This is a genomic window from Mycolicibacterium lutetiense, from assembly GCF_017876775.1.
Classification (GTDB): Bacteria; Actinomycetota; Actinomycetes; order Mycobacteriales; family Mycobacteriaceae; genus Mycobacterium; species Mycobacterium lutetiense.
This window is the reverse complement of sequence record NZ_JAGIOP010000002.1, coordinates 3,056,922-3,070,427: the sequence shown is the minus strand read 5'-3', so window position 1 is coordinate 3,070,427 and position 13,506 is coordinate 3,056,922. Positions and strand designations below refer to the sequence as shown.

General features: G+C 66.6%; 14 protein-coding genes. 3 read left to right on the top strand and 11 right to left on the bottom strand.

The genetic code is table 11. From position 1 onward, the window contains the following. Nucleotides 1-8: 8 nt before the first annotated feature. From fabG to JOF57_RS24010, 9 genes are read right to left on the bottom strand one after another with little or no spacing between them, the layout of a single operon-like run. Nucleotides 9-788, bottom strand: coding sequence for a 3-oxoacyl-ACP reductase FabG (fabG, locus tag JOF57_RS24050; RefSeq protein WP_209920990.1), 780 nt, complete (start codon nucleotides 786-788; stop codon nucleotides 9-11). Nucleotides 789-806: 18 nt separating this feature from the next. Further along, nucleotides 807-1,811: a phosphotransferase enzyme family protein gene (locus tag JOF57_RS24045; protein ID WP_209920987.1), complete on the bottom strand. Its 1,005-nt coding sequence runs from the start codon at nucleotides 1,809-1,811 to the stop codon at nucleotides 807-809. Continuing rightward, a complete protein-coding gene (locus JOF57_RS24040) occupies nucleotides 1,811-2,473 on the bottom strand; it encodes a microcompartment protein (RefSeq protein ID WP_209920984.1) in 663 nt (220 codons plus the stop codon). The genes JOF57_RS24045 and JOF57_RS24040 overlap by 1 nt, the downstream gene beginning before the upstream one ends. A gap of 2 nt (nucleotides 2,474-2,475) precedes the next feature. Further along, nucleotides 2,476-2,757: a BMC domain-containing protein gene (locus JOF57_RS24035; RefSeq protein WP_209920982.1), complete on the bottom strand. Its 282-nt coding sequence runs from the start codon at nucleotides 2,755-2,757 to the stop codon at nucleotides 2,476-2,478. A 12-nt stretch (nucleotides 2,758-2,769) separates the two neighbouring features. After that, nucleotides 2,770-3,045 (bottom strand): EutN/CcmL family microcompartment protein, encoded by a 276-nt coding sequence (locus tag JOF57_RS24030; protein WP_209920979.1) that lies wholly within the window; start codon nucleotides 3,043-3,045, stop codon nucleotides 2,770-2,772. Further along, nucleotides 3,042-3,578, bottom strand: coding sequence for a hypothetical protein (locus tag JOF57_RS24025; protein ID WP_209920976.1), 537 nt, complete (start codon nucleotides 3,576-3,578; stop codon nucleotides 3,042-3,044). The genes JOF57_RS24030 and JOF57_RS24025 overlap by 4 nt, the downstream gene beginning before the upstream one ends. Beyond that, nucleotides 3,575-4,180, bottom strand: coding sequence for a BMC domain-containing protein (locus tag JOF57_RS24020; RefSeq protein ID WP_209920974.1), 606 nt, complete (start codon nucleotides 4,178-4,180; stop codon nucleotides 3,575-3,577). Before JOF57_RS24020 ends, JOF57_RS24025 begins: the two co-directional genes overlap by 4 nt. A gap of 4 nt (nucleotides 4,181-4,184) precedes the next feature. After that, entirely contained in the window at nucleotides 4,185-5,732 is a 1,548-nt protein-coding gene (locus JOF57_RS24015) for an aldehyde dehydrogenase family protein (RefSeq protein ID WP_209920971.1), read from the bottom strand. Then, complete coding sequence (locus tag JOF57_RS24010) at nucleotides 5,729-7,009, bottom strand: class-III pyridoxal-phosphate-dependent aminotransferase (protein WP_209920968.1); 1,281 nt, start codon at nucleotides 7,007-7,009, stop codon at nucleotides 5,729-5,731. The genes JOF57_RS24015 and JOF57_RS24010 overlap by 4 nt, the downstream gene beginning before the upstream one ends. A 184-nt stretch (nucleotides 7,010-7,193) precedes the next feature. On the opposite strand from JOF57_RS24010, the gene JOF57_RS24005 reads away from it, so the two are divergent. Together JOF57_RS24005 and JOF57_RS24000 are read left to right on the top strand one after the other, a co-directional pair. Further along, nucleotides 7,194-8,729: an APC family permease gene (locus tag JOF57_RS24005; RefSeq protein WP_209920965.1), complete on the top strand. Its 1,536-nt coding sequence runs from the start codon at nucleotides 7,194-7,196 to the stop codon at nucleotides 8,727-8,729. 66 nt (nucleotides 8,730-8,795) lie between these two features. Further along, nucleotides 8,796-9,041 (top strand): hypothetical protein, encoded by a 246-nt coding sequence (locus tag JOF57_RS24000; RefSeq protein ID WP_209920962.1) that lies wholly within the window; start codon nucleotides 8,796-8,798, stop codon nucleotides 9,039-9,041. Here the strand turns inward: JOF57_RS24000 and JOF57_RS23995 are convergent. Next, entirely contained in the window at nucleotides 9,021-9,911 is an 891-nt protein-coding gene (locus JOF57_RS23995; protein WP_209920959.1) for an alpha/beta hydrolase, read from the bottom strand. The two genes, JOF57_RS24000 and JOF57_RS23995, sit on opposite strands and share 21 nt — an antisense overlap. Before the next feature lie 59 nt (nucleotides 9,912-9,970). Then, entirely contained in the window at nucleotides 9,971-12,133 is a 2,163-nt protein-coding gene (locus tag JOF57_RS23990; RefSeq protein WP_209920957.1) for an acyl-CoA dehydrogenase family protein, read from the bottom strand. Nucleotides 12,134-12,257: 124 nt separating this feature from the next. On the opposite strand from JOF57_RS23990, the gene JOF57_RS23985 reads away from it, so the two are divergent. After that, nucleotides 12,258-13,484, top strand: a complete 1,227-nt coding sequence (locus JOF57_RS23985) for an alpha/beta hydrolase (RefSeq protein WP_209920954.1) — start codon at nucleotides 12,258-12,260, stop codon at nucleotides 13,482-13,484. The last annotated feature ends 22 nt before the right edge of the window (nucleotides 13,485-13,506 follow it).

Sequence of the window (13,506 nt, the reverse complement as noted above, 5' to 3'; positions counted from 1 at the left end):
AGGCTGAACTAGAGTTCAGCGATTGCCATATGTGATTCGGGCAGAATCTGTCCACCGTCGACGACCAGCGACTGTCCGGTGATGTAGGCGGCCTCGTCGGTGGCGAAGAACAGCGCCGTGTTTCCGATGTCGGCGACCGAACCGAGCCGGCCCGCAGGCACCGCCGAGGCCATGTGGTCGTGGTAGTCCTGGCCCATGTCGATCAGGCCCTCGGTGATGATGTTGCCGGGCAGCACCGCGTTGACGGTAATCTTCTTGGGCGCCAGTTCCATTGCGGCGGTGCGCAGGAAGCCCAGCTGGGCGGCCTTGGATGCCCCGTAGTGCGACCAGCCCGGGTACCCGGTGATCGGTCCGGTGATCGACGAGGTGATGACGACGCGCCCGTGACCGCTGGCGGTCAGTGCCGCGAGTGCGGCCTGCACGATGTAGACGGTGCCCTTGAAGTTCACCGCCAGCACCTGGTCGATGTCCTCGGGGGTGAGGTCTTCGATGCGGCCGGATGGGAAGATGCCGGCGTTGGCGCAGACGATGTCCAGAGCGCCGTGGCGCTCGACGGCCGCCTCGACCACCGTGCGGGCATCCTCGGGGCTGGTCACATCGGCGCGCAGGGCACTGACCCGGCCCGGCGCGTCGGCGAGCGCGGCGACGGCGTCATCGAGATCGGCCTGGTTGCGCCCGGTGACCAGGACATTCACGCCGGCGTTGGCGAAGGTCTGGGCGATACCGCGGCCGATGCCCTTGCTGCCGCCGGTGACGACGGCCGAGCGGCCCTGAAGCGATGCGAACATTTTGGGATCCTTTCAGAGTCAGGTCAGGGTGAGGCCGCCCGAGCGCAAGTAGCGCTCGGCGAGTTCACAGCTTCCCGCGGCATAGCTGATGGCCTTGGTAGCCGATTCCCTGGAGTGGCCATGGCTGCCCATCCAGGCCAGCAACAGCAGCCTGCGAAACAGCACGAACGAGGCCAGCATGTCCTCGTCGGAGGCGGGCAGGTCCCGTCGGGTGCGGTAGCCGCCCACCCAGGCGTCCTGCCATTCCGGCAACGCCGGATCATCTTCGATGAACGACACCGCCGTGCCGAAATCGTAGAAATACCAACCAAATCCACAGTCGTCGAAGTCGATGACGGTGATCTTGGTGGACCCCGAGGGGGCGGGGTCCACCAGCAGATTGGCCAGCCGCAGGTCGGCGTGGATCAGGCCGTAGACGTCGGCCCCGGTGCCGTAGGCCTGTAGGCGGTCGTGCAGCAACTGCTGCGCGCGTTCCAGTACCTGTCGTTCGGCCGGTCCGACGCCCTCGGCATCGTGCCAGCGGCCCCACCGCGGGGCCCTGCCCAGGCTGTGCTCCCAGTCCCACGAGAACCGGCCGAACCCGGCCGGGCGTTCCCACCGCTGCGAATGATCGTGCAGCGCAGCGGTGATCCGGCCCAGCGTGTGGAAGTCGTCGAGGGTCAACGTGCCTTCATCGGGCTCGGCCCCGCCGACCATGCCGAAATGCACGGCGTAGCGGTCGGTTCCGCCCGTCTGTTCACCGCTGACGGTAACCAGGCGCCGTCCGTCCCGGGTGGGCAGCACTGCCGGAACCGTGACGTCGCTGTCGGCGCGAAGCGCTGCCAGCCAGTCCAGTTCGGATTCGATCTCATGGGGCCGGTGGTAATCCTGCCGGTGTACCCGAAGGATGGACTGGGTGCCGGCGTCCTCGACGAGATAGGTGGCATTCTCGGACAGGTTCAGCAACCGCAGCGTCGCGTCCGTGCCAATGTCGTACTGGCGTAACGCCAGTTGGGCGACCTCGATCTCGTCGGTGATAACCATTAGTGTTCCTGTCCCTCGATACCGTCGAGCACCGCCGTGATCCGGTCCCGTGCCACCGTCACGTCGGCGGTGCTGCCACCGATGTAGAGCCTTCCTGCGGCACCGATCATCTGCACGTCCACCACCGTAAGTCCGGGTGCTGCCCGCTCCGCCTCGTTGGCCGCAACCGCCGCGAACAGCGCTGGGGTCATCTCATAGACCAGCAGGGACTGCCCGGGCAGGATCATCGATGCCTGCCGGTTGCGGTTGAGGATCACCGCATGCTGATCGGTGATGTTCTCGATGATGTCGTGGTAGAGCACCCGCGGCCGCAGCTGGTCGGCGGCCTTGTTGCCGGTGCCGGCCAGGATCGCCTCGCCGGCCCGCTGCACATCTTCCAGGTTCGCCGAGTGGATCTCCAGGACACCGAATTGGCGTTCCACGTAAAGGATTCCAGGCTGGATGCCGGGGACTTCACGCAGGGCCAGGTCGATTACCCGCTCGATGGCCAGGGCGGGGGACACTTCGACGATGAGCGCATGCTCGCCCTCGTACGGTGGGTAGCCCCGGGCTCGGGTCGGCGTTCCGAGGTAGGCGGCGAACTGGCGTTGCAGATCCTCCACCAACAGGTAGACACGGATCTGGGTGCGGATCCGTGTGCTCTCGTCCGCTGTGGTCGGCATGGCTACTTGCTGGCGACCGCGAAGTGCGCGCCGAGCTCGTTGTGCGGACGCGGGATGACGTGCACGCTGACCAGTTCGCCCACCTGCGAGGCGGTTTCGGCACCGGCCTCGGTGGCGGCCTTGACCGCGCCCACCTCACCGGTGACAATCACGGCGACTAGTCCGTCGCCGACCTGCTGGCGGTCGGTGATGGTGACGTTGGCGGCCTTCACCATGGCGTCGGCGGCAGCCAGCGCAGCCACGAAGCCCTTGGTCTCGATCAATCCGATTGCATTGCTGGACATGGGTGTTTCTCCTTATTTGTTGGAAATGCCGGATGAATTGGCGTCTGTGCTCGTATCGATGGATCCGATGATGAGGGCGTCGACGGGCGGCGGGGTTCCGGTGAACCAGCCCGAAGCGACCGAGCCCTGGGCGACGAGGACCCGCTCGCCCACACCGCTGCCGAGAACGTCGAAGGCGATCAGCTTCGATCCGGTCTCGTCGATCTCGACCTCGAGGAACGCGCCTGCGGGGATGCCGTCGATGCGCCGGGTCGACCACACGTTGCCGGTGACAACCGCTGAGATCATTTGCGCTCCTTCTCAATCGTGATGCCCAGAGTGCGGGCCTTTTCGCGGGCCAGTGGGGTCAGCACCGCCTTGCGGCCGAGCACGAGCGTGCCGCCGGCCATGTCGGCGATGTGCCGTTCGGTGACGGCACCGGTTTCGATGCGCCTGCTGGCTCCGCCACCCGAGGACCGGGCCGATCCGGTCAACCGGAAGCTGAGCCGGCCGGCCTTGAGGTCGGCGCGGGTCTTCGGGCTTTCGAAGAGCCGCAACAGTTTCCGGACAAAGTTGTCCAGGTCCCGGTCGTTGGTCAGCTGCACGGCCTCGGTGCGGTTCTTTCCGTCGACGGCGCGGGGACCGGTGGGTTCCACGCCGAACTGGTGGGCTGCCGTCGGCGGAGCCGACAATCCGGCTACCGTCGGCGGGGCGGGCGCCGGGGCCGGGGCCGGTGGCGGGGGGACAGCCACCGGCCCCGGAGTCCTGGCGGCAGCGCCGGCATCCCGTACCGCCTCCCGCACGACCTCACGCACCAGGGTGCGCAGCTCGTCGCGGTTCATGCAGTCGCCCTGGCGAGTGCGTCTTGCGCCGCCTCGGCGGCAGTACGGACATCGGCTTCCGTGCCGGACAGGTAAACGCGGCCGGTGGCGCCGATCATCCGGAAGTCGACCACCTTGATGTCGGCGGCTTTCTCGGCCTCGTTGGTGGCCAGGATGGCGTACGACGCCGGCTGGACTTCCAGCACGAACAGCGACTCACCGGGCAGCACCATCGACCCGATCTTGTTGCGGTTGATCAGAAACGCGTGCTGGTGGTCGATGCTGGAGATGATCCGCGAGGCCAGCACATTCGGCGATACCGCACTTCCGGTGTCGCCGCCCAGCTCGTCGAGTGCGGCCTCGGCGGCTGCCTTCACGGCGCCGGTTTCCCCGTGGAACTCGAGGTAGCCGAATTGCCGCTCTACCACCAGGATTCCGGCCTTGACCTCGGCGTGCTTGAGGGCGACATCGGTGACGCCTTCGATGTCGAGGCCCGGAGCCACCTCGATGATCTGGGCGGCCTGGTTGGCCCGCGGCAGCGCACCCTTGATCCAGGTGCCCAGGTACGACATGGTCTGCGGTTGCAGCCGGTCGATGAAGATGAAGGAACGAAGTTCAGCCACAGCCCTACCTCTTGATCAGTTGTGCGAGTTCTTCGACGACAAGTGCGCGAAGTTCGGCTCGCAGTACGTCCAGTCCGGGATCCGCCGACCGGTTTGTCGTCGGGTGCGAGCGACGCGGCGTGACGGGCACACCGTTGCGGTCGTTGGAGGCGCGCGGGTATTCCGGCACCGGTCCGGCCGGTGCTTGCCAGGGGTTGATGCCCGCGAAGTTGCCCATCGCCACTCCGGAGTCGCTGTTGTAGGCGATGCGGGCCCAGTTGATCAGGTTCTGCGGCTGCAGGTTCTCCCCGATCGAGCTTCGCCCGACAAACCCGGTGCCGATGGTCATCGACGGCGCCAGGTTGGTGTCCAGACCGGAGCTGCCGGTGGAGTTGCCGACGTTGACCGACACTCGCAGCACGGGTACCTGGGAAGCGAAATCAGTGATCACGGAGGGGTTCTCGCTGTGGATGGCGGCCGAGTGGCCGGCCCCGCCGATCCGCACCACCGCCCGGGCCGCCCGGATACCGCGCGCGGCGTCGGCCGCGGTGGTCATCCCGAGTACCGGGGACAGCTTCTCGTGGGCGAGCATCTCTTCGGTGATCACGTCGTCGAACGGTGCGATCAGCACGCGGGTCTTAGGGGTGACCCGCAGGCCGGCCTGACCGGCGATCCACGCGGCGTCGCGTCCGACCACGTCGGTGTTGAGGTGTCCGCCGGCGAACATGTAGGCCCGCAGCCGCCGAGCACCGTCCTCGTCGAGGATGTGCGCCCCGGCCCGGGTCAGCGCCGAGCGCAGTTTGTCGGCGACGGCGTCTTCGACGATCAGCACCGACTCGTTGGTGCACAGCACTGAGTTGTCGAATGCCTTGCTGTCCACGATCCGCTTGGCCGCGGCGTTGATGTCCGCACTGGCATCGACGAACACTGGGACGTTGCCCGGGCCGACGCCGAGCGCCGGGTTGCCCGACGAGTATGCGGCGCGCACGACCCCGGTGCCGCCGGTGGCGACGATGACGTCGGTGCGGTCGTCGGCCATCAGCGCCTGCACCAGGGGAATCGACGGCTCGTCGACGACCTGGACGATGCCGTCGGGTGCGCCCGCCGCGACGGCGGCCTCGGCGAGCACTCGGGCGGCGTCGGCCGAGCACTGCTTGGCGCGCGGATGGGGGGCGACGACGACCGCGTTGCGGGTCATCAGCGCCAGGATCACCTTGAAGTACACCGTGGCAACGGGATTGGTGGTCGGCGTCAGGGCCAACACCACCCCGGCGGGCCGGGGAAGCTCGACGATCTTGTTGGCCTCGTCGACTCGCGGCGACACATAATCTTCACCGCGGTAGTAGTCGACGATGCCACGCGAGCAGGCCCGGTTCTTGGTGACCTTGTCGGCCACCACGCCCATGCCGGTCTCGGCGACCGCCTCGGCGGCGAACCGTTCGGCCTCGGCGTAGCCGGCCTCGGCCACCGCGGTGACGATCCTCGACACCGCGGCCTGGTCGTAGTCGGCGTAGGCACCGGCGGCCCACCGGGCCCGTTCGAGCATGTGCCCGGCCTGTGCGGTATTAGTCATGACGCTTTCCGTCCATTCGCAGCGGTCTTGGCTCGACTCACCGCAACAGCGAGGCGGTCCAGCACGTCCTCGCACAACTCGCGCGAGAGCAGAAGACCTGGTTTGAACTGCAGCACACGGGGATCCAGCGTCGAGAAGATCGCCCACACCCCGTTCTCGTAGAGCTCGCGCATCACGAACTTCGCGCCCTCTGGGTGATCGAACTCGAGCCCGAGGATCACCCCGTTCTGCCGGATGCCGACGAACCAGTCGGGGTGGTCGGCCTGGATACGGCGCAGTCCGTGATCGAAAGTGTCGGCGATGTAGTGCACCATCGAGCGCACCTCGGGGCGGGTGCAGATCTCCAGCGTCTTGATCGCGGCGACGCAACCGAGTTCGGCGCCACCGAAGGTGGACATGTGCGCGAACCCGTCCTGGTCGAGCCAGGACGCGGCGCGGTCGCCGAGCAGTGCGGCGGCGATCGGGTACATGCCGCCGGACAGGCCTTTGCCGGTGACGATGATGTCGGGTTCGATGCCGTGCTTGGTGATGCCCCACAGTTCACCGGTGCGCATCAGGCCGGTCTGCACCTCGTCGGCGATGTAGAGAGTGCCGTGCTTCTCGGTGGCGGCCTTGACGGCTTCCAGGTATCCCGGTGCGGGAAGCGGGAATCCGTAGGTGGCCGGGATGGTCTCCATGATCACCGCGGCGACGTCGCCGCCGGCCAGCACCCGTTCCATCGCCTCGATGTCGTTGAACGGCACCTGCAGGAACTCGTCGGGCTGGTCGGCCAGGAAGAACTTGGCGAACCGGTCGTCGCCGGTGGCCACGGCCAGACCGGTGTGGCCGTGGTAGGCCTTGACGATCGAGACGATCTTGCGGCGCTTGGTGGCGTGCCGGGCGCTCTTGAGCGCGATGTCGATCGCCTCGCCGCCGCCGGATGCGAACGCGATCTTCTTGATGGACGCCGGCGCCGTGTCGACGAGACGCTGCGCGAGTGCGGTGCGGGCCACCGAGGGGAAGTGGTGGTTCCCCATGTCGAAGTGCTGCATGCCGTCGGAAATCGCTTGCATCACTTCGGGATTACGGTGGCCGAGGTTGTAGGTACCGCCATTGAGGTGCATGTCGATGAGTCGACGGCCCTCCATGTCCCACAGGAAGTATCCCTCGCGGCGGTCGATCACCAGATCGACACCCGAATCGGTCCAGAACTGTGTCTTGTCTGGATTCCAGAACGTTTTCGCCTTGTCCAGCACCTCGGCTTTGGACTCGAACGTGAACGTGCCGTAGTCGTACATGCGGCTCCCTCTTGAGCTACTCGGTAGCTGTGATGGGCCTCACCATAAACGGTTGTGACCATTTCTGTCAATGGTCGCCTGGAACGCTTGTGGATCGGTTTTGGTAGTGCCAATATACGTACGTCTCGATTGTGGTCCAGGCCACATCGAAGCGTCCACTGTTACCTGAAAGGCACCCAGCTAGATGACCGATCAAGCTGTCGGCGAGCATAAAGACACAGCTCACGATGTTCAGAGACTGAAACGTAACGCCGTCGGCACTGTCGGCGTCATCTTCATGGCAGTGGCCACCGCTGCCCCGATCACCGCAATGGTCGGCAACGTCCCGATCGCAATTGGCTTCGGAAATGGTTCACACGCGCCGGCCGGCTACATCGTTGCGACGATCGTTCTGGGCCTGTTCGCCATCGGTTACGCGACCATGGCCAAGCACATCACCACCACCGGGGCCTTCTACGGCTACATCTCCCACGGCCTCGGCCGTATCGTCGGGATGGCCAGCGGCGGCTTGATCACCATGGCCTATGTGGTGTTTGAGGCGTCGCTGATCGGCATCTTCTCGTTCTTCTTCCAGAACTTCATGCAGTCCGAGCTGGGCATTCATATTCACTGGATCATCCCGGCGCTGCTGATGCTGGCGACCAACGCGGTGCTGACCTACTTCGACGTCAATCTGACCGCGAAGGTGCTCGGTGTCTTCCTGGTAACCGAGATCGTCATGCTTGGTCTCGGTGCGGTGGCGGTGCTGTTCAAGGGCGGCGGACCCAAGGGATTCGCGGTCGGCGAGATCATCAACCCGATCGGTGCGTTCTCCCCGGCTGCCGGAATCGTCGGTGCAAGCGCTGGATTGGGTCTGTTCTTCGCTTTCTGGTCGTGGGTCGGGTTCGAATCGACCGCGATGTACGGCGAGGAGTCGCGGAACCCGAAGAAGATCATTCCCCGGGCCACCATGCTGAGCGTCGTCGGCGTGGGTGCGTTCTACGTGTTCGTGTCGTGGATGGCGATCGCGGGCACCGGTCCGGAGAAGGCAGTGGAACTCGCACAGGATTCCGCGACGTCATCGGAGATCTTCTTCGGCCCGGTGCGCGCCGCTTACGGTGACTGGGCGATCACGGTGTTCAACATCCTGTTGGTCTCCGGCTCCTTCGCCTGCGGCATGGCCTTCCACAACTGCGCCTCGCGTTACCTGTACGCGCTGGGCAGGGAAGGCCTGTCCAAGACCCTGCAGAAGACTATCGGCGCGACGCATCCCACCCACGGGTCGCCGCACATCGCCTCATTCGTGCAGAGCGGGATCGCCCTGGTGATCATCCTGTCGTTCCTGTTCGCCGGGATGGACCCGTACGTGCACATGTACACACTGCTGGCGATCCTCGGCACCATGGCGATCCTGATCGTGCAGTCGCTGTGCGCCTTCTCGGTGATCAGCTACTTCCACATCCGCAAGAACCACCCGGTGTCCAAGCACTGGTTCAAGACGTTCGTCGCGCCCGGCCTCGGCGGGCTCGGCATGCTCTATGTCGTGTACCTGCTGTGGGAACACAAGGACGCTGCCGCTGGAACCGCATCCGGCACGCTGCTGTTCAAGCTGACGCCATCGATCGTGGTGGGTGTGTTCGTCCTTGGCGCGGGTATGGCGATCTACTTCAAGCTGCGCGATCCGCGCCGTTACGAGTTGATCGGCCGGGTCGTGTTCGAGGACAACGTTGTTCGGGACTAAGGTGTTCGGGACCGAGGCGTTCGAGACCGAAGTCATCCGCGACTTGAACATCGACCAGGCCGGTAGATGGACTCCTTCGAACGTGTCCTGCTGAAGTTCGTCCTCGCGTGGGCTCCCTATGGGGGTCCGCGCGAGGATGACGTCTGGCTGGAGTTCGGTATGACCGCCGAGCAGTTGTGTGTTCGGTTCGCGAGGATCGTCTCCGGTCAGGTCCCGAGAGCCAGGGCGCTGTCGGCCGCCGACCGCTGCCTATTGGAACGTGCCTGCCGGTACCTGCGGCACCAGCGCGAATCAGGCGAAAGCCGCCCGTAGGTTCGCGAATTGGCTGGCCATGAACGCTTGGGCCACCGGCGTTTTCGCAGCGATCTGGTCAAACCCGTGGAATGCCCCGTGGACCTGCTCGACCTGACATTCGACCCCCGCGGCCCGTAACCGCTCGGCGTACGCCATGTCCTCGTCGTGGAACAGATCCAGCGTTCCCACACCTATCCAGGCCGGCGGCAACCCGGCGAGATCTTCGCGACGTCCGGGCACTGCGGTCGCCGGGTCGGCTCCGCCGAGGTAGGCCGACCAGCCGAATCTATTGCTGCCCTGCGTCCACAGGCGGTGGCCGGGATTCTCCAACTCCGGGCCCACCGAGCGGTCGTCGAGCATCGGGTACACGAGTATCTGTGCAGCGAGGGCAATCTCGCCGCGGTCACGGGCCAGCAGCGCAAGGGAGGCCGCCAATCCGCCGCCTGCGCTGGCTCCGGCGATCGCGACCCGTGAGGCGTCGACCGCGGGAAGTCCCGCGAGCCATTTCAGTGCCTCGTAGCAGTCATCCAACCCGGCCGGGTAGGGGTTCTGCGGCGCGAGGCGGTACTTGACCGCTGCCACCGTGATGCCGAGTTCCTTGGCGAAGCGCCGGCACAGGGCGTCGTCCTGGGCCGGGCTGCCGAGTACATAGCCACCGCCGTGGATCCACAGCAGCGCCGGTGTCGGTTCGGTGACCCCGGTCGGCCGGATCAACCGGACGCTCACACCCGAGCTCAAGGTGAGCACCTCGACGTCCTTGGGCGTCTGCCGGTTCTGCAACCCGGTCAACCGCTGAAGCAACGGCAGCGAACGCCTGTTCACCAGCTTGCGAGGCAGGAAACGGGCGATGCGTTCGAGGTCGGGATGAAAGGGCGTGCTCGCGGTCACACCGTCAGTTCTACCGGAATGGTTTCTGGGCGCCCAGGGCAGGACCCGCTCAATGGGCGCTATTTCAGCAGCGGATCGCGGGGGAGACCCAGGATGCGCTCGGCGATGGTGTTGCGGGTGATCTCGGAGGTCCCGCCGGCAATCGTCATGGCCCGGTTGCCCAGGTAGGCGCGGGTAAGTTTCGGCGTCTGGCCGGTGACCCCGGCCGAGCCGACCAGGTCCATGCCCAGTTCGGTCAGATGCTGGGAATGCTCGGCGACCAGCAGCTTGGTGACGTTGCCCTCGGGTCCGGGCTCGGTTCCGGCGATGGCCCGGCTGACCCGGCGCAGGTTCAGCAGTCGCAGCGTATGGCCCACGGCGATCACCTCGCCGCCGCGGCGTACGTAGCGGGCGCCGTCGGGATCCGCGTCGATCAGCGCCACCAGTTCGTCGGCGTCGAACCCGGTCGGCGCCGCCGAACCGCCGCCGATCGAGATGCGCTCATTGCCCAAGGTGGCGCGCGCCACCAGCCAGCCCTTGTTCACGTCGCCGACGACATCGGAGTCGGGGACGAACACGTCGTCGAAGAAGACCTCGTTGAAGTGTGCGTCGCCGGTCAGCCCCCGCAACGGATTCACCGTCACCCCGGGGGATTTCATGTCGATCGCCATCATGGTGACCCCGGCGTGTTTGGGCGCGTCGGGATCGGTGCGCACCGTGGCCAGGCCCCACTGGCAGTGCTGGGCCAGGCTGGTCCAGACCTTCTGGCCGGTGATCCGCCAGCCGCCGTCGACCTTCTTGGCCGCAGTGCGCACGGCGGCCGCATCCGAGCCGGCGCCCGGCTCGGAGAACAGCTGGCACCACATGACCTGCCCGCGCAGCACCGGTTCCACCCAGCGCTCACGCTGATCGTCGGTGCCGGCCTGGGCGATGGTCAGGGTCACCCACCCGGTGATCCCCATGTCCGCCCGCTCGATGTCGGTGAATTCCTCCTCGATCACCAACTGCTCCAGCACATTCGCGGCGCGGCCCCACGGCGCGGGCCAGTGCGGCACCAGATAGCCGGAATCCACCAGGTAGTCACGGCGCTTGTCCTCGGGCAGCGCCTTCGCCGCCGACGCCGCGGCCCGCGCGTCCTGCCGGTACTGTTCGGCCTCCTCCGGCAGCGCGAAGGAGGCGCCGTGTGCCTGCCCGCTGCGCTGTCCACCGACGACGTCGACCAGCGGATCGGCGCCATCCCCGAGCACCGCGGCCAGGGTCCGGGCGCGGCGCAGGTACAGATGTGCGTCGTGCTCCCAGGTGAAGGCGATGCCGCCGTGGAGTTGAACGTTGGTCTGTGTACAGAAGATCTGGGCCCGGATGGCGTGGGCTGCGGCCACCGCAGCGGCGAACCACGCACCGTCGAGGTTGTCGGCGCGGGCCGCGTCCCACACCGCGGCAGTGGTCTGTTCGGCGTCGACGAGCATGTTGGCGGCGTGGTGTTTGACGGCCTGGAAGGTGCCGATGGTGCGGCCGAACTGTTCGCGCACCTTGGCGTACTCGACGGCCATGTCCAGTGCGGCCCAGGACACGCCGACCGCCTCCGCCGAGCCGAGGATGCGGAACACGGTGCGGGCCGCGCGGGCGGCGCCGCGCAGGATGCGGCCCTCGTCGACCGCCACCGCGCGCAGATCCACCGCGCCGATGCTGCGGGTGGTGTCCAGGGAATCCTGTGCGGTGACGGTGATTCCGTCGGCCACTGCGTCGAGGACGACGATGTCGTCCCCGGCGGCCAGCACGAGTACCTGCGCGTCGGGTGCGCCCAGTACCGCGCGTGCCTGCCCGCCGAGGAGACCGTCGGCGCCGATGCTCACCGAACCCGCCAGACCGAGTGCCGCTACCGTCGTGCCGTCGGCGAGGCCCGGAAGGAGTTCGGCCCTTACGGAATCCGGTGCGTAGCGGTCGATCACCACCGAGGCGGAAACGGTCGGCAGGAACGGTCCTGGGCTCAATTCGCGCCCGGCGACCTCGGCCACCACCGCCAGTTCGGACAGACCGAATCCCGAGCCGCCGTACTCCTCGGGGATGGCGAGTCCGTTCCAGCCGAGTCCGGCACCGGCCGACCAGATTTCGTCGGGGTAGGTGCCGGGCTTTTCCAGGGTGGCGCGAGCGGCTGCGCGGCTGTCGAGCCGATTCAGCTGCCCGAGTGCAGCCTCGGCGAGGTCCAGGTGCTCTTCGGTGATTGCCAGCGCAGACTTAGTCATGATTAGCGAAGCTAACGGGGGTTGCGCGGATAAGTCGATGTGATGCAGGTCACAACTCGACGTCAGGGGAACAAGTCGGCGAAGTTGTTGCCTGCGCCAATATGCCGCGGGGTACGCTCGCGCAATGACGGCACGACCGGATAACCGGTACCCCGCACCGACGCTCGCCGATCGAGCACGATGGTTGCTACATGCCAAGCCATCCGACCACATGCTGGCACTCAGCGTGGCATCGACTTCGCTACCACTGGTGGGCAAGCACCTGGAACCGCTCGGCGCGCTGACCGCCATGAGTGTGTGGGGGTTCCGCCACCTGCCCGAATTTGTCACGTCCTCGGCGAAGTCCTGGTTCACCCCGGACAACAGCGAGCTCCGTCAGGAGGAGCGGGAGCAGACCAACGCGATCGCCCAGGAGGCGTTGCGCGGTGTGGTCTCACCCGCTGACCTGGCTGTCGATTGGCCGGCCCCGGACAGCAAGCCACCCCTGTGGCACACCCTGGAGTACCGGCGCGACGTGTACCGGACCTCGGTGCGCTACGGCGACGACCCGGCTCAGCTGCTCGACGTGTGGCGACCCGCTGAACTTCCCAGCGCTGCCCCCGCTCCCGTCCTGCTGTTCGTGCCGGGCGGTGCCTGGGTGCACGGCGGCCGGATCCTGCAGGGCTACGCGCTGTTGTCACACCTGGCCCAGCAGGGCTGGGTGTGTCTGTCGATCGATTACCGGGTGGCCCCGCACCACCGCTGGCCGCGGCACCTCGATGACGTCAAGGCGGCGATCGCCTGGGCGCGGGCCAACGTCGACAAGTTCGGTGGCGACCGCAATTTCGTCGCCATCGCGGGCTGCTCGGCCGGCGGCCACCTGGCCGCGCTGGCCGGCCTCACCCCGAACGACCCGGACATGCAGGGTGATCTGCCCGACGGCTCCGACACCTCGGTCGACGCCGTGGTCGGCATCTACGGCCGCTACGACTGGGAGGACCGCTCCACCGACGAGCGGGTCCGCTTCGTCGAGTTTCTGGAACGGATCGTGGTGGGCCGCAAGATCGATCGTCATCCGGAGGTCTTCAGGCAGGCCTCACCGATCGCCCAGATCCATCCCGATGCACCGCCGTTCCTGGTCATCCACGGCACCGGTGACAGCGTCATTCCAGTCGCGCAGGCCCGCAGTTTCGTCGACAAGCTCAAGGCGGTGTCGCAGGCAGTGGTCGGCTACATCGAGCTGCCCGGCGCCGGGCACGCCTTCGACATGACGGACGGGGCCAGGACCGGGGCGATGGCCACCGCAATCGGCTTGTTCCTCAACCAAATTCACCGAAACCGGGCGATGGACGAGGCTAAAGCAGTCATATAAGCGTTTCCACACCTGGGGAGGG